The 24200-nt window shown below is 55.4% G+C and carries 21 protein-coding genes; 15 read left to right on the plus strand and 6 right to left on the minus strand.

Annotation, left to right across the window (positions count from 1 at the left end; all coding sequences use genetic code 11):
• The first annotated feature begins 40 nt into the window (after nucleotides 1-40).
• Nucleotides 41-322 carry a hypothetical protein gene (locus L0666_RS00625; RefSeq protein WP_235257083.1) on the plus strand — a complete coding sequence of 94 codons (282 nt, stop codon included), beginning with the start codon at nucleotides 41-43 and terminating at the stop codon, nucleotides 320-322.
• 8 nt (nucleotides 323-330) lie between these two features.
• Here the strand turns inward: L0666_RS00625 and L0666_RS00630 are convergent, their stop codons facing one another.
• The gene (locus tag L0666_RS00630; protein ID WP_235257085.1) at nucleotides 331-1269 is read right to left on the minus strand and encodes a hypothetical protein; all 939 of its coding nucleotides are present in this window, start codon (nucleotides 1267-1269) and stop codon (nucleotides 331-333) included.
• A 116-nt stretch (nucleotides 1270-1385) separates the two neighbouring features.
• Nucleotides 1386-2618 carry an acyl-CoA dehydrogenase gene (locus L0666_RS00635; protein WP_235257087.1) on the minus strand — a complete coding sequence of 411 codons (1233 nt, stop codon included), beginning with the start codon at nucleotides 2616-2618 and terminating at the stop codon, nucleotides 1386-1388.
• 237 nt (nucleotides 2619-2855) lie between these two features.
• Here L0666_RS00635 and L0666_RS00640 point away from each other — a divergent pair, with 237 nt between their 5' ends.
• A complete protein-coding gene (locus L0666_RS00640; RefSeq protein WP_235257090.1) occupies nucleotides 2856-4670 on the plus strand; it encodes an ABCB family ABC transporter ATP-binding protein/permease in 1815 nt (604 codons plus the stop codon).
• A gap of 36 nt (nucleotides 4671-4706) precedes the next feature.
• Here L0666_RS00640 and L0666_RS00645 read toward each other — a convergent pair whose 3' ends face one another.
• Together L0666_RS00645 and L0666_RS00650 are read right to left on the minus strand one after the other, a co-directional pair.
• Nucleotides 4707-8492, minus strand: a complete 3786-nt coding sequence (locus L0666_RS00645; RefSeq protein WP_235257092.1) for an efflux RND transporter permease subunit — start codon at nucleotides 8490-8492, stop codon at nucleotides 4707-4709.
• Entirely contained in the window at nucleotides 8489-9703 is a 1215-nt protein-coding gene (locus L0666_RS00650) for an efflux RND transporter periplasmic adaptor subunit (RefSeq protein WP_235257094.1), read from the minus strand. Before L0666_RS00650 ends, L0666_RS00645 begins: the two co-directional genes overlap by 4 nt.
• A 266-nt stretch (nucleotides 9704-9969) precedes the next feature.
• On the opposite strand from L0666_RS00650, the gene L0666_RS00655 reads away from it, so the two are divergent.
• The 4 genes from L0666_RS00655 to L0666_RS00670 all read left to right on the plus strand — a co-directional run bounded on the left by L0666_RS00655 (nucleotide 9970) and on the right by L0666_RS00670 (nucleotide 14920).
• Nucleotides 9970-10662 carry a tetratricopeptide repeat protein gene (locus L0666_RS00655; protein WP_235257096.1) on the plus strand — a complete coding sequence of 231 codons (693 nt, stop codon included), beginning with the start codon at nucleotides 9970-9972 and terminating at the stop codon, nucleotides 10660-10662.
• A gap of 98 nt (nucleotides 10663-10760) precedes the next feature.
• Entirely contained in the window at nucleotides 10761-12059 is a 1299-nt protein-coding gene (locus L0666_RS00660; protein ID WP_235259530.1) for a PQQ-like beta-propeller repeat protein, read from the plus strand.
• A gap of 48 nt (nucleotides 12060-12107) precedes the next feature.
• Entirely contained in the window at nucleotides 12108-13604 is a 1497-nt protein-coding gene (gene der / locus L0666_RS00665) for a ribosome biogenesis GTPase Der (protein ID WP_235257098.1), read from the plus strand.
• A 74-nt stretch (nucleotides 13605-13678) separates the two neighbouring features.
• Nucleotides 13679-14920 (plus strand): DUF2235 domain-containing protein, encoded by a 1242-nt coding sequence (locus L0666_RS00670; RefSeq protein ID WP_235257100.1) that lies wholly within the window; start codon nucleotides 13679-13681, stop codon nucleotides 14918-14920.
• Here the strand turns inward: L0666_RS00670 and serS are convergent.
• Nucleotides 14917-16209, minus strand: a complete 1293-nt coding sequence (gene serS, locus L0666_RS00675) for a serine--tRNA ligase (protein WP_235257102.1) — start codon at nucleotides 16207-16209, stop codon at nucleotides 14917-14919. The two genes, L0666_RS00670 and serS, sit on opposite strands and share 4 nt — an antisense overlap.
• Before the next feature lie 205 nt (nucleotides 16210-16414).
• Here serS and yajC point away from each other — a divergent pair, with 205 nt between their 5' ends.
• The 9 genes from yajC to L0666_RS00720 all read left to right on the plus strand — a co-directional run bounded on the left by yajC (nucleotide 16415) and on the right by L0666_RS00720 (nucleotide 23407).
• Nucleotides 16415-16696: a preprotein translocase subunit YajC gene (gene yajC / locus L0666_RS00680; RefSeq protein WP_235257104.1), complete on the plus strand. Its 282-nt coding sequence runs from the start codon at nucleotides 16415-16417 to the stop codon at nucleotides 16694-16696.
• Entirely contained in the window at nucleotides 16693-17517 is an 825-nt protein-coding gene (locus L0666_RS00685) for a SecDF P1 head subdomain-containing protein (RefSeq protein WP_235257106.1), read from the plus strand. The genes yajC and L0666_RS00685 overlap by 4 nt, the downstream gene beginning before the upstream one ends.
• Nucleotides 17518-17617: 100 nt before the next feature.
• The gene (gene secD / locus L0666_RS00690) at nucleotides 17618-20281 is read left to right on the plus strand and encodes a protein translocase subunit SecD (RefSeq protein WP_235257108.1); all 2664 of its coding nucleotides are present in this window, start codon (nucleotides 17618-17620) and stop codon (nucleotides 20279-20281) included.
• A 9-nt stretch (nucleotides 20282-20290) separates the two neighbouring features.
• The gene (locus tag L0666_RS00695) at nucleotides 20291-20644 is read left to right on the plus strand and encodes an Mth938-like domain-containing protein (protein WP_235257110.1); all 354 of its coding nucleotides are present in this window, start codon (nucleotides 20291-20293) and stop codon (nucleotides 20642-20644) included.
• A 21-nt stretch (nucleotides 20645-20665) separates the two neighbouring features.
• Nucleotides 20666-21280 carry a heme ABC exporter ATP-binding protein CcmA gene (gene ccmA / locus L0666_RS00700; RefSeq protein WP_235257112.1) on the plus strand — a complete coding sequence of 205 codons (615 nt, stop codon included), beginning with the start codon at nucleotides 20666-20668 and terminating at the stop codon, nucleotides 21278-21280.
• A 13-nt stretch (nucleotides 21281-21293) separates the two neighbouring features.
• Nucleotides 21294-21950 (plus strand): heme exporter protein CcmB, encoded by a 657-nt coding sequence (gene ccmB / locus L0666_RS00705; protein ID WP_235257114.1) that lies wholly within the window; start codon nucleotides 21294-21296, stop codon nucleotides 21948-21950.
• Between the two features lie 41 nt (nucleotides 21951-21991).
• Complete coding sequence (locus L0666_RS00710; RefSeq protein WP_235257116.1) at nucleotides 21992-22717, plus strand: heme ABC transporter permease; 726 nt, start codon at nucleotides 21992-21994, stop codon at nucleotides 22715-22717.
• Nucleotides 22717-22881 (plus strand): heme exporter protein CcmD, encoded by a 165-nt coding sequence (gene ccmD, locus L0666_RS00715; RefSeq protein ID WP_235257118.1) that lies wholly within the window; start codon nucleotides 22717-22719, stop codon nucleotides 22879-22881. Before L0666_RS00710 ends, ccmD begins: the two co-directional genes overlap by 1 nt.
• The gene (locus tag L0666_RS00720; protein WP_418887964.1) at nucleotides 22841-23407 is read left to right on the plus strand and encodes a DsbE family thiol:disulfide interchange protein; all 567 of its coding nucleotides are present in this window, start codon (nucleotides 22841-22843) and stop codon (nucleotides 23405-23407) included. The genes ccmD and L0666_RS00720 overlap by 41 nt, the downstream gene beginning before the upstream one ends.
• Here L0666_RS00720 and L0666_RS00725 read toward each other — a convergent pair.
• Complete coding sequence (locus tag L0666_RS00725; protein ID WP_235257120.1) at nucleotides 23404-24192, minus strand: arginine deiminase-related protein; 789 nt, start codon at nucleotides 24190-24192, stop codon at nucleotides 23404-23406. The two genes, L0666_RS00720 and L0666_RS00725, sit on opposite strands and share 4 nt — an antisense overlap.
• Nucleotides 24193-24200 lie beyond the last annotated feature (8 nt).

Raw genomic sequence — 24200 nt, forward strand, 5'->3', positions numbered from 1 at the left:
TGATGAACACGCCATGAATTGTTCCTGAAAGGACATGTCTATGTTTGGATTTTTGATAGCACTTATTGCCGGCGGCGTTACGCCAATGCTCGAAGGCCCTGTTGCCCGTCCGATCGCCGGAATGCTGAGCGACACTATCGAGCTCGCCGAAGGCGAACTTCGCACGTTGGCCTTTATGGTCGCCATGATCATTGCCGGCGTTCTTTGTTCCGTGTTCAGCACGGGCACGCCGTTGAGCCTCGCGATTGGCGGAATGTTGGGTTATTTTGGCATGCGTCTTTTGCGCTGGGGGCAACGCGCCCTTGAAAACCGCAAAGGTTAAATGCCCTTCTAAATGCAAACGCCGCTCGCCTCTAACTGGGCGAGCTTTTCTGCGAACAATGGACGGTCGCCACTGGCGCTGATCTGGCGGCAGTACCGCGCCAGCATACGCTCGTGCCCTTCTTCTGCCTCGGCGCGATGCAAAAGCGTGCGCAGGTATGGCATATGCGTACGCCGCGCCCGCCAAAGATGCGCAAAACAGTCGCACGACAAGTTGTCGTTCATGGCTTGTTCAATCAATTCGGGCAGCACATCCATTCCCAACAAACCGCGCTGGGCATCTGGGCCAAGATAGGTGCAGCTGAAGTGATTGGTGTTTTCGCCGTTAAACAACGACGCATGAACAGCATCTTCGATCACTGTCGGATCATGGATCACTGAGACAGTTCGAGCCGTTTCGACCATTTGGGGCGCGTATCCAAAGCGGCTGGTGAAATCGAGGCGGCGTGCCTCGGGGTAGCGGTGATCCCAACGGGCGAGGGCTGGATCAAGTGTTGCCTGTGGTTGGATCACCAAGACCTTTGAATCCGGTGCTGCAACGGAAAAGGCAGCCGCAGCATAGCCTGCGGAACCGGCTCCGTAAAACAGCACTTGATCGAAATCATCGAAAAAACCGTCATCAATCAGACGATCAAAGTAACCAAACATCGCTGGGTGGCGGAACCAATCTGTATCGGCCGCCGCCATGAGTGTGAGGCTGGACCACCCATGGGTTTGGGCAAAGCCCCAACCGATTGGGGCCGTCTCATCATTGTTCTTTCGAACCGACGCAACACTTTCAAAGGTCACAAACAATGTTCGGCCAGCATCAATGAAGTAAGCGAAGTGGTCGGGGCCAATAGGTTCGGCGTGACCGTGTTCTTCGGCAATGTCTTCGACTTTCTCGATCCAGTCAGCGCGGCTAAGTCCGCCAAGATCATAAGCAAGGGACGTCATAATATCTTTCATCGTAGCTTCTCAGTCAAAGTATGATCTAGCACAGGTCGCCCTGCTAGGAGCGCAATAGGGCGCAATTGCGAGGCCGATGCGGCGATTGTGCGTTAGAGTTAGAAAAATGGTTAGCATTAGAAAAACGCCTGAAGGCCGGTTTGCGCCCGCCCTAAAATCAAGGCGTGAACGTCGTGAGTCCCCTCATAGGTGTTCACGGTTTCAAGGTTCACCATATGGCGCATGATGTGAAATTCGTCCGAGATCCCGTTGCCGCCATGCATGTCACGCGCCGCCCGCGCCACATCCAGCGCTTTGCCGCAGTTGTTACGTTTCATCAGGCTTATCATTTCAGGCGCGGCCTTACCTGCATCCATCAGTCGGCCAAGTTGCAGGGCCGATTGCAATCCAAGTGTGATCTCGGTCTGCATATCCGCGAGCTTCTTTTGAAATAACTGCGTCTGAGCAAGCGGACGGTTAAACTGTTTGCGATCCAATCCGTATTGCAAAGCAGCGTGCCAACAGAATTCCGCAGCGCCCAAGACGCCCCAAGCAATGCCATAGCGCGCGCGGTTCAGACAGCCAAAGGGGCCCTTGAGGCCTTGAACATCAGGCAACAACGCATCTTCGCCGACTTCGACGCCGTCCATAACGATCTCACCGGTAACGGATGCCCGCAACGATAGTTTGCCGCTAATCTTTGGCGCTGACAGACCATTCATGCCTTTCTCAAGGATGAAGCCGCGAATCTTGCCATCATGGGCATCAGATTTTGCCCAAACAACGAAGACGTCGGCAATCGGCGCGTTCGAAATCCACATCTTCGACCCGCTCAGGCTGTAACCTGTTGCGGTTTTTGTCGCGCGGGTTTTCATACCTGCGGGGTCGCTGCCTGCGTCGGGTTCGGTTAACCCGAAACAGCCGATCAATTCACCGCTGGCCAAACCGGGTAGGTATTTCTGTTTCTGTTCTTCTGACCCGTAGGCGTTGATCGGATACATGACCAAGGACGATTGAACCGACATCATCGAACGATACCCGCTGTCAACGCGTTCGATTTCGCGGGCAACAAGTCCATAGGTGACATAGCCCGCACCCAGACCGCCGTATTCTTCGGGGATCGTTAGACCGAGCAACCCTGCCGCACCCATTTCGCGAAAGATGTCGCTGTCGACTGTCTCATTGCGGTAGGCATCGCGTATTTTAGGCTGGAGGGTGTCTTGTGCAAATGTGCGGGCCGCATCCCGTAGCATGCGTTCGTCCTCTGAGAGCTGATCTTCAAGCCGGAGGGCATCCGCCCAATCGAAGGCAGATAGGTCAGGTCCGTGGCCAGATTTTGACCCCGGTTGTTTCGGTTTCGACTCGTTCATCATTGTCCCCCAATGTCGTGCGTTAACCTATCCTGACTAATGTAGTCGGACAATGCACGACTCAAATATCGTAGGGTTAGATGCTGGAATTGGAAACAATCTCAGCGGGGCGGTTCGATCAATTCTCTCGGGCAGACAATAATCGGCAGGAGTGTTTGCTCAGAACAAATTTGATCGCATCTGGCAAAGGGGCCTCAGGCATATTAGGTAACTGCTCTGCCTAGATGAAAGAGCGACATGCGCCACCTGACCCAAACAGATGCCAACCTAAGCAACCAAAAGATTCAAGGTTGGAAAGTCGTCAAACGGGTCATCCCGTATCTTTGGCCTGACGGTCAGCAATGGGTGAAAAACCGTGTCGTCGCCGCCCTTAGCGTCTTGTTCATGGCAAAGTTGATCGCCGTAACCACGCCTATTCTTTACAAAGGAGCAGTTGATGCCTTGGCGGGTGAGGGATCTGCTTCGATGTTGGCGGTTGGGGCTGTTGGTTTGACTATCGCGTACGGGGTCGCGCGTTTGATGACTGTCGGGTTTAACCAATTGCGCGATGTAATCTTTGCGCGCGTGGGCCAACGTGCATTGCGCGCACTGGCGCTTGAGACATTCACGCACATTCATAACCTGTCAATGCGCTATCACATCACCCGTAAAACTGGCGGGCTGAGCCGGATTATTGAACGTGGGGTGAAGGGCGTCGAATTCCTTTTGCGCTTCTTGTTGTTCTCTATCGGGCCGTTGTTGCTGGAACTTTTGATGATCGCAGTCATCTTGTTTTTCTTGTTTGATGTTTGGTACTTGGCGGTGGTTGTCGGAACGATTTCTCTTTATATTTGGTTCACGTTCACGGTGACCGAATGGCGCGTGAAGATCCGTAAGGAAATGAACGACCAAGACACTGACGCCAACCAAAAGGCGATCGACAGTCTGTTGAATTTTGAGACTGTAAAGTACTTTAGCGCCGAACAACGCGAAGCAGAACGCTATGATGGTGCGATGGAGCAATACGTCGCCGCTGCGTTGAAGACGTCGTATTCTTTGGCGTTCTTGAATTTTGGGCAATCGGTGCTGATTACCGGGGGCCTGGTCGTTGTAATGGTGATGGCTGCAATGGGCGTGCAGAACGGAGCACTGACTGTTGGCGATTTCGTTATGGTCAACGCCTACATGATTCAAATTACCATGCCGTTGAACTTTTTGGGCACCGTGTACCGTGAAATCCGGCAGGCTTTGGTCGATATGGGCGAAATGTTCACCTTGTTAGAGCAGCCAGCCGAAGTGAACGACAAGCCAGATGCACATGTTCTAGACGTGCAAGGTGGTGAAGTTGTTTTCGACAATGTCTTCTTTGGATACGACGCCGCACGTCCAATTCTAAAAGGCGTGGATTTGCCTATCCCAGCGGGACAAACTGTGGCGATTGTCGGATCGTCGGGTTCAGGAAAATCGACCATCGGGCGACTTTTGTTCCGGTTTTATGATGTCGGGGAGGGCGCGATCCGCATTGACGGGCAAGACCTGCGCGACGTGACACAGCTTAGCCTGCACGAGCAGATTGGCGTCGTTCCGCAGGATACCGTGCTGTTTAACGACACAATCCGCTACAACATCGCCTATGGCCGCGATGGTGCCAGCTTTGATGACATCAAGGCAGCGGCGAAGGCTGCCAAAATTCATGACTTCATTGAAAGCTTGCCCGATGGGTATGAAACCACTGTAGGCGAACGTGGCCTAAAGCTGTCAGGTGGCGAAAAGCAACGTGTCGGAATTGCGCGCACGTTGCTCAAGAACCCACCGATCTTAATCTTGGACGAAGCAACAAGTGCGCTGGACACCGAGACAGAGATGGAAATTCAAAGTGAGCTAAAGGCCATGGGGCAGGGACGAACGGTTCTGACCATTGCTCACCGCCTGAGCACGATTGCGGATGCGGACCGGATTGTGGTGTTGGAAAACGGCGTGGTTGTCGAACAGGGCACCCATGATGATCTTTTGAGCGCCGAGGGGCGTTACGCACAATTGTGGAATCGCCAGCAGCAAGACGAAGCAGCTTAACGTTCAAAAACTGGGGCGCAGCGTTAGGGCGAGAATTTACTCTGCAGCCCGCAGCGCTGCGTCGTCGACCTTGATATCTTTGGCCTTAGTTTTTTCTGCTGGCGGCGAGGCGAAGGGCGCATCAAGATCATCCCAAATAAACTCTGGCGCTTTGATGCGTTTTGCTTCGCGGGATAGGGCCCAGTCCTGCGCAGCGCGGCTGGTTGTTCCCATTGAGAGCTTCGCTAAAAGCTGTCCGGCCCAACGCGCGTAGGTGGTGACCCAAACGCGCAGTGCCAACATCGACGGGGTGAACACCAACGTCAGAACAGTCGCGATGCCAAGCCCGAAGACGACGGCAGTCGCCAGTTGTTTCCACCACAATGATGTAGGGCTATCGACCGAGAACCCGCCACCGATGAAATCTAGGCTTAGACCAAACATCATCGGCGCAAGGCCCGCCATTGTTGTAATGGTCGTGAGCAACACAGGGCGAATACGGTCTTCGGCTGTGCGGGTGATCGCCTCAGTGCGGGGCATGTAGCGTTCGTATTCTTGATAGGTATCAATAAGCACGATGTTGTTGTTCACAACAATCCCCGCCAAGGCGACGATGCCCGTACCAGTCATGATGATGGAGAACGCTTGATCCATAACAAGCATCCCGATCAGCACGCCAGTGGTGGAAAGCACCACGGCAAGAAGTACGAGGATAGAGTTGTAGACCGAGTTGAACTGCGCCAGCAGGATGATGAACATCAACCCCAGCGCCCCTAAGAAAGCCTGCGCAAGGAACGCGCCTGACTCCGCCTGATCTTCTTGATCACCGGTCCATTCATAGTTGATAGACGCGGGGAAGGGATCTGTTTCGAGCCATGCGGTCAGCTGTTCAATCCGTTCGTTTCCGTTCACCGCGACCTGAACTGTGTCACCGTCATCGATCGCGGTCTGGACGTCTGCGACACTTGCCGCATCGCCCAGTTCGACAAGATCAAACAGGGTGCCGTCCGGTGTTTCCACGGTCCGAGTTGCATCGGTAGATGCCTCCGCTTCGATTTCACGGAAGAGGCCGAGCATCGTTTGCTCGTCGTCTTCACCAACCATGAATTTGATCAGGTCCGGCTCAACGCCCGCCTTGATGTCGAAATAACGCGATTGATCAATGCGGTCGATCTGGCTGAGTTCAGGAACCGGCGTGCGGGTGATAAAGTTGGAGAGGGGCACAAGGCCCGCATTGGTGCGCACACGCAGGCTGTCCAATGTCGACAGAACGCGGTCCTGTTCTGGAAGACGCACACGTATTTCGATTTCTTCGTCGGAACTGTCAACGCGCATCGTATCCAAAAGAATGCCGCGTGTGACCAGCTGCACCATGCCGCCAACAGCGGCGACATTGGCGCCATAACGGCCAGCTTGTTCTACATCGACGGTTATTTCCCAATCAATGCCGGGCAGGGGCAGGCTGTCTTCGATCTGGATCAGGCCTGTTGTGTCCTCGAACTGGGCGCGGGCTGTCGTCGTGGCGGCGCGCAGGTCGTCCCAGTTGTCGCCTGTCAGGCGCAAGTGAACGGGTTTGGCGGAGGCCGGGCCGCGACTGAGGTTCAGGATTTCGGTCTGGATACCGGGGAGGGTTTCAAGCTCGGTCTGGAGGCGTTCCATCACGAGGTCGCCGTCGAGGGTCGCCAGATCAATGTCATTGGCGCGCGCAAAGGCAGGGCGGTCTTCCCATGGGACCAATTCAATTTGCAGTTGTCCGATTGTGTCACGGGGGCCTTCGCCGCCGCCCGTGTTCTGGTTCAGACCACCTGCACCGGCAAAAGCGAATATGGATTGCACACCGGGTTCGCGCAGCGCGATGGCTTCTGCTTGGGCGACAATGTCGTCCTTTTCAGAAACGGAGAGGTTGCCACGGGCTTGGACGTAAACGATGGCCTGTTCGGGCTCGGATTCCACGAAGAATTCAACGCCATTATTGTTGGCGCCAAAGTAAGTGAACGTAGTCATCACGACGAAGAAGATACCGCCAATAGCGACGATAGGCATGATCGGGTTACCCGCGATGAAGTGGATCACGCGGCCAAAGATAGACCGTCTATAACCGGCTTTGATGTTACGAGGCTTGCGTTCGATCTTGGCGGCACCGACGGTGATCGAGAGGGCAAATGTGCCCAGCAGGAACAAGATCATGCCGGGAAGAGACGCGAAAAAGCTGCCGTCAACTTGGTTGCCCGTAAGGTAGCCGGGGTTGAGGGTCAGCATCGCGCCTGTAAAGACGATCATGATCGACGGCAGCACGAGGGCTGCGTTTACAAACCACGGCAAGCGCGCCTTAAGGGCGTCTGAAGTCGAACCGAATGCGCGACTCATCCGGCCTGTGACGCCGCCCAAGACAGGCAAGTAAATCAAGGCGACAACAAGGGATGCTGAGAGAACAAAGATAATAGTTACGGGCAACATGCCCATGAATTGACCGGGCACGCCGGGCCAGAACAGCATCGGCAGGAATGCACAAAGCGTTGTCGCGGTTGATGATACGATTGGCCAGAACATCCGTTTGGCGGCATCCGTATAGGCCGCCATCGGGCCCGCACCTTCGCGAATGCGACGGTCGGCGTATTCCACGACAACAATGGCCCCGTCTACTAACATCCCGACAGCTAGGATCAGGCCAAACATAACGATGTTGGAGATCGTGATTTCCATTACAGCAAGGAAGGCAAAACACAGCAGAAACGACGTCGGAATGGCAAAGCCAACCAGTAGCGCTGGGCGGGTCCCGAGGGCTGCCAAAACCACAATCATCACCAAAGCGATGGCTGTCAGTACTGAGCCTTCAAGCTGGCGCACCATGGAATCTACGTTACGGGATTGGTCGTTGCTGACGCCAACTTGAACCGCGTCCTGTAGATCTTGTGGCCAACTGGCGACCTCTGCATCGACCAGATCACGGACTTCTTGGGCGGTGTCGATCAGGTTAAAACCACGACGTTTGACGATCTGCAAAGCGACCGTCGTAGTCCCGTTGAACCGCGCAGTGCTGGCGCGATCCTCAAAGGTCAGGCGAATTTCTGCAAGGTCGCCAAGGGTGATGACGCGATCACCGTTTGTCTTTACAGGTAGGTCATAGATATCGCGTGGTTCATCGAAACTGGATGGAATTTTGACGGCAAAAGACCCTTGATCCGTTTCGACCTCGCCCGCGGCAATCAGTAGATTGTTCTGGGTAACGACGTCGATCAATTCACCTGCGGTGACGTTGTACGCCTCAAGGCGAAGGGGATCGATGATCACTTCGATCATCTCTTCGCGTTGACCCGTGAGGGAGGCTTCTAACACCCCGTCAATGCCTTCAACCGCGTCCTGCAGGTCTTTTGCGACGGCGATCAAAGTGCGTTCAGGGACGTTACCTGTCAGGTTGACGATAGCGATAGGAAATTCGGAAAAGTTGATTTCGTTGATCGAATAGTTGTCGGCTCCATTAGGGAACAGGCCTTCGACGCGGGTCATGGCATCGCGGATATCGGCCATTGTTTCAGTCTTGTTCCAACCGAAATCAAATTCAAGCGCCACACCGGCGTAGTTTTCGGCTGCCGTCGCGGTCATGGTTTTTAGGCCGTCGATGTCCTGCAGTTCGGCCTCCATAGGCCGCACGAGAAGGGTTTCTGAATCTTCAGCGGAAATACCGGGGAAGGGGACAGATACAAATATGACCGGAATTTCGATGTCGGGCTCACCTTCTTTTGGCAAACCGAAATAGGCCATGCCCCCCGCCAAAATTGACAGAGCGATAAAGGCCAACACCATCCTCGCGCGGGAGGCTGCGACGTCGACGATATTCATCATCCGTCGGACTCCTCACGGTAGGTTGGGGTGACGGGCACACCGTCGGTGACGTATTCCTGCCCGACCACGATAACATCGACGGTTTCTGGCAAACCCGAGACCCAGATACCATTAACCGTGTCGCGCATAATTCCAACGGGCATGAACTGGGCGATGTCGCCGTCGGCCAAGGCACGAATGCCGATAGTGCCTTCATCGTCCAAGGTCATCGAAGACCCCGGCAAAAGATGTGCGGTTTGCCCGCTGGATGCGACAAGGATTTCAACCGTCTGACCGTCGCCGATCGCCATATCCGCATTTGGCACCTGAATTTCCACGCGGAAGGTGCGGGTTGTTTCATCCGCGGATCGGGATACGAACGATACTTGGCCTGCGAATTCTTCGCCAGTCGACAATCGTGCTCCGGCCATCGCGCCCAAACTAACGTTGCCGATGTCAGCCTCTGGAACGAACCCGACGAGTTTAATCGGATCAAGTTGAATGATTGTGGCGCAGGGCGAGCCGGCCTGCATCAATGTCCCGAGTTCAGCAGTGTCACTTTCGAGCAGCCCAGCGAAGGGCGCGGTGATGTTGAGCCGTTCAATGTCGCGTTCAATCGCGGCGACGCCAGCTTGCGCGGCTTCGATGCCTGCTTGCGCTGAAATTACTTGGCTAGATGCGCGTTGAACGCCTGCTTTGGCGGCTTCAAGGGCGGCTTGTGCGCTGATTAGTCGAGTTTCAGAAGCGAATCCTCCCTGACTAAGCTGGCTTGCGACGTTTACTTCGATCTCTGCTTCTCGGACGCGGGCGTTCGCTTCGGCGACCGTGGCTTCGGCTTCTGGAACCTTGCCCTGCGCTTCGGTTAGGCGGGCGCGGCTTTCAGCCAATTGCGCCGCGCGTGTACCGGGATCAAGGTGGCAAAGAAGGGTACCCGTTTCAACGAATGCGCCTTTACGGATGGGTTCGGACACCACTTGGCCGCCTGTTTCGGATGCGACTATAACCTGTCGCGCGGCTTCGGTGCGGCCACGCAATACCACTGCACTTTCAACGATTTGAGACTGTGATCTCATGACGACCACACTCACGGGGGGCGGGGCCTCTGCGTCTACGTTGGTGGTTTCTGTCTCTGCTTCGACCTGTGCAAAGGCCATTAACTGGTCGCGCTCGAAAACAAGGGCGTAGAGCGTCAAGGAAACGACAATCGCAGCAAGGATGGGCAGGAGGCGCATTTTCAGTCTTTCATCAACAAGGCGCCTGTGGCGCTGAAAAGGTCTTGGCCACTTAAGGCTAGTAGCTCTGGCTATTACTGGTATTTATACTGAACTAATCGGTTCATTTTCAAGTTGTATTGCAGAGTCGCTCACGCTTGATGTTAAAACTGTTTACTTTAAAAGCGCAAGCCTGATTTCGCCCGTCTTTTATTGGAGATGTCCGCGGGACTTGTCCCTAGACTATGCTTCGCGATAAGAGGGGCCAACAAAAGTATGAGGACCCGATGAGCAATCCAGAATCCTTTATTGAAGAGGTCAGCGAAGAAGTCCGAAAGGATCAACTCTTCGGGTATATGCGCAAATATGGCTGGATCGCCGTTCTTGCGGTCTTGCTGGTTGTTGGCGGCACTGCCTATTCTGAATACCGCAAAGCGCAAACGACAGCAGCCGCGCAGGCTGCAGGTGATGAAATCCTTGCAGCGCTTGAGATGGATGATGATGCGGAACGTGCCGCGGCGCTTGGCGCAATCGAATCGACCGGTGGGGCTGGCGCTATTACTGGCCTGCTGACGGCGTCCAATCTTGTTGAAACAGGTGATATCGACGGTGCTGTTGCAGCACTTGAGGCTGTTGCGTTGGATGATACCGCGCCTGCGGTGTACCGCGATTTGGCAGCACTAAAGGCAGCAATGGTGCAGGGCGAAGAATTGTCCCTGGACGACCGTCGCGCGATGCTGACCGGATTGGCCGCACCGGGCGCGACGTTCCGACTGATTGCTCAAGAACAACTAGCCTTGCTTAACGTTGAGGCGGGCGAGGTCGATGCAGCGATCGAACAGTTCGCAGCCATCGGGCAAGACGCCGAAGTGACACAGGGCTTGCGCGAACGTGCATTCAGCATGATTGTGGCTTTGGGCGGTGACATTGATGCACTCATTGGCAATACTGCACAGACATCTGAGCAGGGCGATCAATAATCCGCCTATAGGGGCATCTTAAAAGCCCGGGCATGGAAGGGAATGACGTGACAGGACTTATCTCTGGCACCACGACTAAGAAACAAAAGCGCGTGGCGATGCCCGCATTTGCGGCCCTTGCCGTTGTTGGTTTGCTTTCTGCCTGCGGTGAAAAAGACATCATTCTACCAGGGGAACGGTTGGATATTCGCGGGGACCTAGTCGACGCAAATGCCTTCGTGAACCAAGCACTGCCGGTTTCTTTGGGTGCTACGACCGCCAATGCCGACTGGACACACCGCAATGGTGGTCCAACGCACCGCATCGCCCACCCAGCACTCAGCACGACGTTGGCGCCAGTGTTTTCAACCAACATCGGTCAGGGTAACACCCGCCGGTTACGGATTACCGCTGACCCTATCGTCGCCTCTGGCCGTATTTTTACGCTTGATGCAGAAAGTCAGGTTGTGGCGACGTCCACAGCAGGAGAAAGCCTGTGGTCGCGTAGTCTAAAGCCGGACACCGACAACGCCCGCGACGCATCCGGCGGCGGTCTTGCGGCTGCTGGATCTGTTATTTTGGCGACGACTGGATTTGGTGAAGTTGTTGCTCTTGATGGCGCAACTGGTGGTGAAATTTGGCGTCAGGACCTTGATGCTCCGGGGACGTCCGCACCAACGATTGTTGGTGATCTTGCCTATGTTGTCGCCCGCGATGGCCGCGCTTGGGCGATTGAGCTCGGCTCTGGCCGTGTGCGTTGGACCGTGAGCACAACAGCACCGACAGCTAACTTTTCTGGTGGCGCTGGCGCTGCCGTGAACTCTGACGTTGCAATCTTTCCTTTCCCGACCGGTGAAGTTCTAGCCGCGTTCCCAGAAGGCGGTTTGCGTCGTTGGTCTACGGTCGTTTCTGGCCAACGCCCTGGTTCGGCGGCGTCTAATGTTTCTGACATTGCGGGTGACCCCGTTATTGATGGCAACCGTGTGTATGTGGGCAATGTATCGGGCCGGGTTGTGGCGCTTGAAATTGCCAATGGCGATCGCCTCTGGACAGCCACAGAAGGTGCGGTTGGTCCTGTTTGGCCTGCCGGTGGATCCGTTTTCTTAGTCAATGACATCGGCGAACTCGTCCGTCTTGATGCTGATACGGGGGAAGCGATCTGGCGTGTTGAAATGCCGGGCTTCGTAGAAAACCGTGAACGCCGTCAAAAAACACGCTTTGCACATTACGGTCCGATCATTGCGGGCAACCGTCTGATCGTTGCCTCTGGTGACGGGCTAATCCGACAGTTCGATCCGGCCTCTGGCGCGCTTGTTGGCACCATTGAAATCGCGGGCGGCGCTGCCTCAAACCCCATCGTAGCAAATGGCACACTGTACGTTGTATCGGCGCGCGGACAATTGGTCGCTTTCCGTTAAGCGAAAAAGGGTGTAGTGGGCTGCACTTGATCACTTAGAGAAACGCAAATGTCCTTCACACTCGCCATCGTGGGCCGCCCGAACGTGGGTAAGTCCACCTTATTCAACCGCCTTGTCGGCAAGAAGCTGGCCTTGGTCGATGACCAACCCGGTGTCACGCGCGATTTGCGCGAAGGCCCTGCACGGCTTGGCGATTTGCGCTTTACAGTGATCGATACCGCCGGTCTGGAAGAGGCGACAGACGAGTCCCTACAGGGCCGCATGCGCCGCCTGACGGAACGCGCCGTGGAAATGGCTGACGTCTGTTTGTTCATGTATGACGCGCGTACAGGAATCATGCCTGCCGACGAAGTTTTTGCAGATATTTTGCGTAAGAAGAACGCGCATGTGATCCTCGCCGCCAATAAATCCGAAGGCAAAGCCGCGGATGCGGGCGTGATCGAAGGGTTCTCTTTGGGCCTTGGCGAACCGATCCGCCTGTCAGCAGAACACGGCGAAGGCTTGGGCGAGATGTATGACGTCTTGATGCCGTTGTCCGACCAATTCGAAGAACGCGCCGCGGCCGATGCACCAGACGTTGACGTAGATGTCAACGAAGACGACGAAGATGATGACGCTCCACGCATTCCGACTCGCGAAAAGCCATTGCAGATTGCAGTCGTTGGTCGCCCGAACGCGGGTAAGTCCACGCTTATCAACCAAATCCTTGGCGAGGACCGTCTGCTGACGGGGCCAGAGGCGGGGATCACACGCGATGCGATCTCTGTGCAGATGGACTGGGTGACTGATGACGCCACGGTGCCTGTCCGTATCTTTGACACAGCGGGCATGCGTAAACGCGCTAAGGTGCAGGAAAAGCTAGAAAAGCTGTCGGTCTCTGATGGGCTTCGCGCGGTTAAGTTTGCCGAAGTTGTTGTTGTCTTGCTCGACGTGGAAATCCCGTTCGAGCAACAGGATTTGCGGATCGCTGATTTGGCAGAACGAGAAGGCCGTGCCGTGGTTTTGGCCGTCAACAAATGGGACGTTGAAGGCGAGAAACAGGCCAAGCTGAAAGAGTTAAAAGAACAGTTCACGCGGCTGCTGCCGCAGCTTAAAGGCGCGCCGCTGATCACTGTGTCCGCGAAAACGGGCCGAGGGATTGACCGTCTGCAAGAGGCCATTCTGCGTGCTCACGAAGTTTGGAACCGTCGTGTCACAACAGCCCAGCTGAACCGCTGGCTTCTTGGTATGTCAGAAGCGCACCCGCCACCCGCACCTGGTGGGCGCCGCATCAAGATGCGTTATGCCACGCAGGTCAAAACACGCCCGCCAGGGTTTGTTGTGATGTGTAGCCATCCTGACAAATTGCCAGAAAGCTATGCGCGCTACTTGGTGAATGGTCTGCGGCTTGATTTCGACATGCCGGGGACACCGATCCGTTTGCATTTCCGAAGCCAAGCGGACAAGAACCCTTACAAGAACAAGACGAAATCAACACCGTCTCGTTTGCGTAAACACTTAGGCAAAGCACCTGCGGACCAAAAGAAACCGTATCGCGGCGGCTAAGCGGGTCAGGTATTGCCGACTTGACCTGAGGGCACCTCAACCTCAACCTACGGGTGAGATTGGGGACAAAGCCTATGAAACGCATTGCCATTTTTATCGATGGAACATGGAACAGGCCGGATGCCAAGCATCCGACCAACGTCGTGCGCTTGGCGCAGTGCGTGCGGGATGGTGGCGAAGATGGCATGCCGCAGGTCGTGTCGTATCAGACCGGCGTTGGGGCAGGGCAAGGTAACACATGGCTGGCGCGGCGGTCGGATCGCATCTTTGGCGGTGCTTTGGGCTGGGGGTTGACGGCGATCATCGAAAACGCCTATCGGGACCTCGTATTCCTTTATGAGCCGGGAGACGAGATTTGCGTTTTCGGTTTCTCACGTGGGGCATTTGCCGCGCGTTCCTTGGTTGGATTGATCCGGTCGTGCGGAATTCCATCACGGGATCGATTAGCAGAGATACCCGCCGCACTTGACCGCTACCGCAGTATGGACCCGACCACGCACCCTAATACCGATGAAAGCCATGACTACCGGTTGGGGTTCTCGCCGCGGGTCACGACAAGCGACAAAGAACGCGCGTGGCGAGAGAAGAAAGGCCACTCAGTTGCGGATGTTATTCCGCTAAAGATCGCATATTTGGGTGTTTGGGATACTGTTTCGGCCCTTGGTGCGCCAGAGTTTCTACCGATATCGAGGTGGACCAACACCCAATACAGATTTCATGATGCCGAACTGTCATCGATGGTATTGGCGGCGCGTCATGCAATTTCAATTGATGAGCGGCGGATCACGTTTCCAAGCTATCCGTGGTCCAACATGCCGGAATTGAATGAAGAAAACGAAAGCCGCCTAATCCCCAGCCACCAGCAGCTTTGGTTTGCCGGCAACCACGGGGCGGTTGGTGGGGGCGGTGATCAGATCGGCCTTAGCTCAATCTCGCTCAACTGGATTGCCCTTGGGGCTGCGCGCGCGGGGTTGGCTTTGGATTGGTCGGAGATGGACAAAGTAGCTTGGCATTTTGACGCCAAGGACCCGCTAGACAACAAGTTCGGCCCTGTTGGTTTGTCCGGCTTATTGATGAACGGCTTTACCAAGGATCGCGTAGGCCCAAAGACCTTGGACGAAATGTCTATGGCTGCGGTTGATCGGGCGGCTGAAGATCAAACTTATCGGCGCAACCCGTCACTCGAAAAGGTTTATCCTGATTTGCATCGCATGACGCCCGAACAACGCGACGCCATGCGTGCGGCACGAAAATGGGCAGACGGGGGATTTACCCATCTGCCCGATGAAGTGACGCGTCCGCGTGAATGGCTTTAGGAAAGTGTTCCGTCAGAGTTGATGGTGGTTTTGCCGCCCATGTAGCCGTGCAGGGCTGTAGGGATCGCAACCGAACCGTCTGCTTGTTGACCGTTTTCCAGAACCGCAATCAGGCAGCGCCCAACCGCAAGGCCGGAGCCGTTCAACGTGTGAACGAACTGAGGTTTGCCACCGTCAGCAGGCTTGAAGCGCGCATTCATGCGGCGTGCCTGAAAATCGCCTGTGGTCGAGACCGAGCTGATTTCGCGGTAGGTGTTCTGACCCGGCAACCATGCTTCGATGTCATAGGTGCGGTGTGCACCAAAGCCCATATCTCCTGTGCACAGAACGACGGTTCTGTAAGGAATTTCAAGGCGTTCCAGGATGTCTTCTGCGCAGCGCAACATGCGCTTTTGCTCATTGTCGGATTCATCTGGATGCGTGATCGATACCATTTCGACTTTCTCGAACTGGTGTTGGCGCAGCATGCCTGACGTATCACGCCCCGCGCTGCCTGCCTCGGATCGGAAGCACAGCGAATGAGCCGCATAGCGACGTGGGAGATAGCTTTCCTCCATGACATGTCCGGCCGCGATGTAAGTCAACGGAATCTCGGATGTGGAAATCAGCCACATGCCTTCGGTGGTTTGATAGCTGTCTTCGGCAAACTTCGGTAGCTTATCCGTTCCATACATCGCATCATCGCGTACCAAGACGGGCGGGTTCACTTCAGTGAGCCCGTTTTCGTTTACATGTAGATCCAACATAAACTGGGCGAGGGCGCGGTGCAGGCGGGCAGTGACACCGGACAGCAAAACAAAACGACTGCCCGAGATTTTCGCAGCGGTTTCGAAGTCCATGCTGTCTTTGACGGCTGGAATTTCGAAATGCTCGACTGGGTCGAAATCGAAATTACGCGGGTTGCCCCATTTGGAGACCTCAACGTTGTCTTCCTCATCAGCGCCATCTGGCACGTCGGCTGCCGGAAGGTTGGGGATCACGGCCAAACGGGCGGTCAGGGCGGCATCTTGCGCCTTGGCTTCTTCGTTCAGCGCGGCAATTTCGGCTTTCTTTTCAGACACAAGCGCGCGGAGGCGTTCGAACTCTGCCTCGTCACCACGCCCCTTCGCAGCGCCAACCTCTTTGGCGGCTTTGTTGGCCTCGGCCTGTGCTGTTTCGGCGGCACCGATCTTGGCGCGGCGTGCTTCGTCCATCGCCAACAGTTCAGACGACAAAGGCGCATCACCACGACGGGAAAGAGCCGCATCAAAGGCGGCGGGGTTGTCACGGATGGCGCGAATGTCGTGCATGGGTCTGATCCTTGTTTCGTGTTTTATGCCGCTCATATGGCGCAATTTTCGCCGTATGGAAAGCATATGGATTGCGTATGGAAATCATATGGGGCCGGACCCATATGTTTAACTGTACGTAGCGTTGCGAATCCCGTGTCGCGACCGTAGTGTGCGCCAGATCGCGAGGGGGGTGCCTTCGCCAATAAATTAAGGAACGACCACAATGGAAGCCTTTGGCCAGTTTATTCCACTTATCCTGATTTTCGGGATCATGTATTTCCTGTTGATCCGCCCTCAACAGCAGAAGATGAAACAACACCAAGCTATGATCGAGGCTGTGCGCCGTGGTGATCAAGTGGTCACCCAAGGTGGCGTGATCGGTAAGGTTTCTAAAGTCAAAGACGACGGCGAAGTTGAAGTGGAAATTGCGGACGGCGTAAAAGTTCGCGTTGTGAAATCCACGCTCGCACAGGTTCTTAACAAGACCGAGCCTGCAGACGCATGATCAAAAATGCGCTTATCGCATTGGGCCTAATGGCCAGTGGGGTTGGCGCAACTGCGACCAGCGCGTTAGGCCGTGAGGCCGCATCGACAATTGTAGACACCTGCGGCGGTACGCGGCTGGTGTTGCAAGCTTCTGATGACGCGCGAACAACAGATCGTGCGAACGATCTGGATGCCGCCGCCGCCGAAGTCCTGAACGAACGCATTGGTGCGTTCTTGGGGCAAAGCGACCAATATGCCAAAGTTCAGGATCATCACGTAGCGATTCCGGATCGATTGATCGAGGTATCGCTGCCGCATTGGGATGACGCGACGCTGGTTTCTCTTGCGCCGCTTTTTGAACGGGTTGAGTTCGGGTTCTTTGATGTCGAAAGCATCAACGACGGCGGACCTGTCCAAGATTTGGCAGAAGGGCAGATTCATTTGCCCGACGCTTATGATCCTGTTCGAACCTATGTCTTGAACGACGTCGCCGTTCTGGATGGGGCGTCGATTGAAGACGCGCAAGTCTCGTTCGGTCAGCAAGGCCGCCCTGCGATTGCGTTTTCGTTTGACCGCACTGGGGCCAAGGTGTTTGGCCAGTACACGAGCGAAAACATCGGTAACCCTTTTGCAATTGTGTTGCGCGGCGAAGTGTTTAGTGCCCCTGTGATCCAATCCGCGATCTTCGGCGGAATTGGCATGTTAACGGGCGATTTCACTGTCGAAGAAACACATGAATTGGCCGCGATTTTACAAGGCGGTGTGATGCCGTTTGATCTCAATGTTGTGTCAGAGATACCTGTCGACGGGTCCGACCCCAGCGCCGATTTCTGCCCCTAGGCCGCCCCAATAGATTCCGTGCCGATCTTATGAGGCACTCCCCAGATATTTACATACATTCCGGCGTTTACGCCGTTGATACCAAGACAGGACTACCCCGATGTTGAAGATTGACCCTATTAAGCGCATAGCAATTTGGCTTGTTGTTGCGTTCGGCATTTTTTTTGCAATGCCCAACGGCTTTTACGGCACAGTTGAGCGTTCAAATGACGCGGAAACCGCCATCGCAGAAGAGCTGACCGCCGCCGAGCTGGAAGCCAAAGGGCTAACCCGCGAAGGGCTTGAGGCCGATGCTGCGGCTTGGCCTACGTTCTTGCCGGATAATCTGGTGAACCTTGGTCTTGATCTGCGCGGTGGTGCGCAGCTTCTGGCCGAAGTGAAAGTGGAACAAGTCTATGAGGCCCGCATGCGCGCCATGTGGACCGAAGTCCGCGATACTTTGGCCGCCGAGCGGGATGTTGTTGGGTTCGTTACAGACGAAAGCGATACCGAAGGTGAACTTCGTGTTCGTATTTCTGAGCCTGCGGGCATGGATCGCGCGTTGGAACTGGTGCGCGGATTGGCGCAGCCTGTCGTTAGTGTCACGACTGTTGGGCAGGTTGACATCCAAGTGGCGTCGGTATCCAGCACTGATCTGGTCGTTCAGCTGACAGAGGCCGAGAAGATTGCGACGGACGACCGTACAGTTCGTCAGGCGCTCGAGATTGTGCGTCGTCGGATCGATGAAACCGGTACACGTGAACCATCCATCCAACGCCAAGGTGAGGCGCGGATCTTGATTCAGGTTCCAGGTGTTGGTTCAGCGCAGGAAGTTAAGGACATCATTGGGACAACAGCCCAACTTGGGTTCCATCCCGTCGTTGGGAGTACAAGTGATCCAGATGCACGGGCAGGGGCCGGCAACATGGTCATCCCATCCTTGGATCAAACAGGCCTGTATTACATCGTAGAACGCTCTCCTGTGGTTACAGGCGAAGACCTTGTCGATAGCCAGCCGACGTTTGACCAAAACAACCGTCCTGCGGTGACATTCCGATTTAACGCATCGGGCGCCCGTCGGTTTGGCGATTACACGGCTGAGAACATCGGGTCCCCATTTGCCATTGTCCTAGACAACGAAGTCGTAAGTGCCCCTAACATTCGATCTCATATCTCGGGTGGCTCCGGTATTATTACTGGGCAGTTCACGGTGCAGGAAAGCACCCAGTTGGCGGTTCTGCTGCGGGCAGGTGCGCTTCCAGCTGAGTTGGACTTCTTACAAGAACAGACTGTCGGTCCCGATTTAGGACAAGACAGCATTAACGCAGGTGCGATTGCCTGTTTGGTCGCCTTTGCCTTAGTCCTTGTCTACATGGTTCTGAGCTATGGCCTGCTGGGTGTCTTTGCCAATATCGCGCTGCTTGTGAACGTCGCGCTGATCTTTGCGATGTTGTCGCTGATTGGCGGCACGCTGACATTGCCAGGTATCGCGGGGATCGTGTTGACGATTGGTATGGCGGTCGACGCCAACGTGCTGGTTTTCGAGCGTATTCGAGAAGAAAGTAAGACGGCCAAAGGCCCCGCGCGGGCCATTGAACTGGGCTATGAAAAAGCGTTGTCGGCAATCATTGATGCCAACATCACGACCTTCATTACGGCGGTAATCCTGTTTGCCATGGGGGCAGGTCCGGTCCGTGGGTTCGCGATTACGCTTGGGCTTGGTATCATTACTTCGGTCTTTACAGCGATCTTCTTGACCCGTTTGCTGGTGGTAATCTGGTTTGAACGCAAACGTCCAAAGGCGTTGTTCACAGGCCGGTACCTTAAACTGGTTAAGGCCGACACAGCCTATGATTTCTTTAGCCGCGCTAAGATGTGGTTGGGAGTCTCGGCAGTTCTTGTTGCTGTCGCGTTGGGGTCGTTCTTCTATCAAGGGTTGAACTTCGGTATTGATTTCAAGGGCGGCACCACGTTGCGTACGCAAAGCGAGGTCAGCGTAGACGTCGCTGAATACCGTGCTGTTTTGGCCCCGCTTGAGTTGGGCGAAGTCACAATCACTGAGGTGTTTGATCCAACGTTTTCTGATGATGAAAACGTCGCCACAGTCGCCATTCAGGCACAAGACGGCGAAGAAGCGGTAACGAATGAAACCATTCAAGCGGTACAGTCGGCCTTGCAATCCATTGATCCTGCCATGACGTTCCCAGCCGTTGAATCAGTTGGGCCGACGGTTTCGGGTGAGCTGATCCAAGCCGCGATTTTGGCTGTGGTCTTGGCAATTGGGGCGGTGCTTGTTTACATCTGGCTGCGGTTCGAATGGCAGTTCGCGTTGGGCGCAGTTGCCGCCTTGGTGCACGATGTTCTTTTAACGATCGGGATTTTCTCGTTCCTGCAAATCCGGTTCGATCTGGCGATCATCGCGGCCTTGCTGACCATCGTGGGCTACTCGTTGAACGATACGGTTGTTGTCTTTGACCGCGTGCGGGAAAACCTGCGTAAGTTTAAGACCAAGACGTTGAAAGAGGTCTTGAACCTGTCCATCAACGAAACGCTCAGCCGGACGTTCATGACATCCTTCACCACATTGCTGGCGTTGATTGCGCTGTATGTGTTGGGCGGGGACGTGATCCGTGGGTTCGTCTTTGCGATGATCTGGGGCGTTATTGTCGGGACTTATTCCTCGATCTTTGTAGCCTCCAGCACGTTGTTGATGCTTGGTGTCAAACGCGACTGGTCCAAAGAGGCCAAAAAGGTTGGCGGCCAGTTCGCCAACATTGACGCATAGGAGGCCGAAATGCGGTTGAACGAAGTCGTCTATACAGATGCGAAACCCGTCGATGGCTATGGGCCTGGGTTCTTTCGGATCGGCGGAGAAGTCTATGAGGGGGCGTTGGTTGTCTTGCCGACAGGCATTGCCCCTTGGGGCGGCTTTGATGACGCGAAAACTTTGACGGATGCGATCTCGGATGTGGACGTGATGTTCATCGGCACCGGGTCCGAGATCGCGCATATCCCGTCTGATTTCCGCGAGACGCTTGAAACCGCAGGGCTGGGCGTGGATGTCATGGCGTCGCCGTCGGCCTGTCGCACCTACAATGTATTGCTGAGTGAAGGCCGCCGCGTCGGTTTGGCGCTTTTGCCAGTCTAAGGCTTGGGGTAGCATACGTTCATGACTTTGAATGTTTCAGATTTGACGGTGGTTCGGGGCGGCGTGCCGGTTCTAGCTGGCCTGTCTTTTTCGGTCGCCGAGGGGCAGGCTCTTGTTTTGCGCGGACCAAATGGCATTGGCAAAACGACCTTGCTGCGTACATTGGCTGGTTTGCAGCCCGCGCATGAAGGTTCTGTGGATTACCCAGAAGATACGGGCGCATACGCGAGCCACGCCGACGGGATCAAAGGCCAGTTGAGCGTGAAAGAAAACCTCGCCTTCTGGGCCGAGATTTACGGCAATTCCGCGGACGAGTCCGTCTACGAAGCGTTCGATCTGGTTGATCTCAAGGATCGGATAGCCGGCACATTGTCGTCAGGGCAAAAGCGCCGCCTAGGCCTGGCACGGCTTGGCGTCGTCGGCCGCAAGGTGCTGTTTCTGGATGAACCCACCGTCAGCCTGGATGGGTTTTCGGTTAAGCTTTTTGCGCGTTGGCTGTCCGAGGATCACCTTGCCAAGGGCGGCATCGCAGTCATCGCGACCCATATCGATCTGGGCATTGAAGCACCCGAACTTGAACTGGCCCCGTTCAAAGCGGCACCTGACGCAGCCAGTTCTGACGAGGCCTTTCTATGATAGGCGCTAAACGGTGATCGCACTCCTGAAACGGGACCTTGTGCTTGCTGTGCGGGCAGGGGGCGGGTTTGGCCTTGGCCTGTCGTTCTTTTTGATTGTGATCGTTTTAGTGCCATTCGGTGTCGGGCCAGAGGCGGAGATTTTGACACGCATCGCACCCGGAATCGTTTGGGTCGCTGCCTTGTTGGCAGCTCTCTTGTCACTGGACCGGATTTTCGCGTTGGACTTTGAGGATGGTTCTTTGCCGTTGTTGGCGACATCGCCCTTGCCGATGGAAGGTGTAGCCCTGATCAAAGGCATCGCACACTGGATCACCACGGGGCTACCGTTGACGCTTGTTGCGCCCGTTCTTGGGTTCTTGTTGCATTTGGAACCCTCAGCTTTCGGTTGGTTGTTGGCCTCTTTGGCGCTTGGCACGCCGGCTTTGTCGATGATTGGCACGTTTGGGGCGGCCTTAACCGTAGGCGTTCGACGCGGTGGATTGTTGATGTCGCTCTTGGTGTTGCCGCTTTATGTGCCGACCCTTATTTTTGGCGCGGAGGCCGTCGCGCGCGGTGCTGCGGGCCTTGGTGGGCTAACCCCGTTGTTGATGGTTGCCGTAATCACATTGGCCAGCTTTGCGCTGCTGCCGTTTGCCGCATCCGCGGCCTTAAAAATCAATCTAAGGTGACCGGCATTGCCGCCATCAAAAGAGCAGGATAGCTAAGACAAATGTCGATTTGGGAATACGCCAATCCGAAGAAGTTCATCGCGACCACGACGCCATTGGTACCGTGGGTGATGGGTATTTCAATTTCCTGTCTTGTGGTCGGTTTGGTTTGGGGGTTCTTCTTTACGCCCGATGATTTCCGCCAAGGATCGACAGTTAAGATCATATATCTGCACGTGCCTGCGGCGCTGATGGCGATCAACGCGTGGTTTATGATGCTGATTGCGTCGTTGATTTGGCTTGTGCGGCGTCATCACGTTAGCGCATTGGCAGCCCGTGCTGCGGCGCCTATCGGAATGGTGATGACTGTGATCGCACTGATTACTGGGGCGATTTGGGGTCAGCCTATGTGGGGCACGTGGTGGGCTTGGGACCCGCGTTTGACGTCATTCTTGATCCTGTTCCTGTTCTACCTTGGCTACATGGCCCTTTGGGAAGCGATTGAAGATTCTGACACCGCTGCCGATCTTACGTCAGTGCTGTGCCTTGTGGGTTCCGTGTTCGCCGTGTTGTCGCGCTATGCGGTGCAGTTCTGGAACCAAGGGCTTCACCAAGGGACGAGCGTTCCTGTGGCCACGGGCGAGCGTTCCGTGTCGGACGTGTTCTTCGTCCCGCTTTTGGTCTGTATGATCGGGTTTGGCCTGCTGTTCTTGGCGCTGGTCTTAATGCGGACAGCAACCGAAGTCCGCGCCCGTCGCATCAAAGCACTCGAAGCGAGGATGAGATAATGTTTCCAGATCTGGGAGAATACGGGACCGAGGTTTTGACCGCTTATGGGGTTTCCATTGGTTTGCTGGTGGCGATCATTGCGCTTTCAATGCGGCGCTCTCGAAAGATGCGCGCACAACTTGATGCCGTTGAGGCCCGAAAGGACGCGGCCCGTGGCGAATAAACTGATGTTGGTTCCTGTGGTCGTTTTCGCGGGCCTTGCGGGAGTGTTCGCAGGCGGGATGTTTCTTGGGCAGGGTGACGAATTACCATCGGCCTTAATCGGTAAACCTGCCCCAGAAGGAACAGTAGAACCCCTTGGTGACCTTGCCGTTTTAAGCGATGACATCTTACGCGATGGTAACGTCAAAATCGTGAATTTCTGGGCCAGTTGGTGTGCGCCGTGCCGTGTTGAACATCCCAACCTTGTTCTTTTGGCCGAAGAGGGCGTACCGATTTACGGCATTAATTACAAAGACCTCGATCGCAATGCGCTTGGGTTTCTGGACGATCTGGGTAACCCTTACCGTGCGGTTGGCACCGATGAAGATGGGTTTTACGCATTGGACTGGGGTGTCTACGGCGTCCCTGAAACCTTCCTTTTGGACGGCGACGGTACGATCCTGTTGCGCATGGCAAGCCCGCTTACCACGCGCGAATTAGAGGCCCGAATGCGCCCCGCGTTGAACGAGGCGCTGGCTGCGAATTAACGACTGTAGCGCAGTGACATACAGCTTAAGCCACCGTCTACCAACGCCGCCTGTGATGTGTTCAATATCTTAAGCGTGTACCCTGCAGCCTGAAGCTTTTCCGCGGTTTTCGGATGGCCCGCGGACAGGAAGACATAGTCGTTCACACGGATCGCATTTGCGGCGGCTTCTTCGCCTTCCGCGGTTTCGATCACATTCAATCCCTTGAACGCCCCCGATGCCGCGAGGGCAGGCGTGGCCAAAACTGTTTCATGATCCAACAATGAGGATTCGGTTTTGAAATGTAGAATTTCTGGTGGGGTTTGCAGCACGTCGAGGCTGTACCCCAAACTCTCTACGATCGGGCGTAGGTCTTCGGCACCCTGAATATTCGTACGCGCGGATAGGCCTAATAGGACGCGGTCGTCTGTACAAAGAATGTCGCCGCCATCGACATAGCCTTCTGTTTCCAAGTCGATGACGTTGTTCATGTTTTCGACCAGCGATGGGCGCAACGCCGCTGCCTCCCCAAGGCGCGTTTCGGCCCCCGGCCGCAAGACAATCGCGGCCCCGTTCAAAACCAACGCAGGGTCTTCGATGAAAACGCTGTCTGGATAGGCTTCGTCTTTCGGGAGCAGCGTGACGTCACACCCCGCATCCCGCAACGCGCTGATGTAGGCCGCATGTTCGGCCGCAAACGTGAGGGGATCAGGGTCGCCCTGATCCTGAGCGCGCAACCCATCTGTTACAGAAGATGCGGGCAGGCGGCATAATGCGTGGCTGAATTCAAAAGACGGGTGGGACATGGGGAACC

This window comes from Octadecabacter algicola, from assembly GCF_021532625.1.
Taxonomy (GTDB): domain Bacteria; phylum Pseudomonadota; class Alphaproteobacteria; order Rhodobacterales; family Rhodobacteraceae; genus Octadecabacter; species Octadecabacter algicola.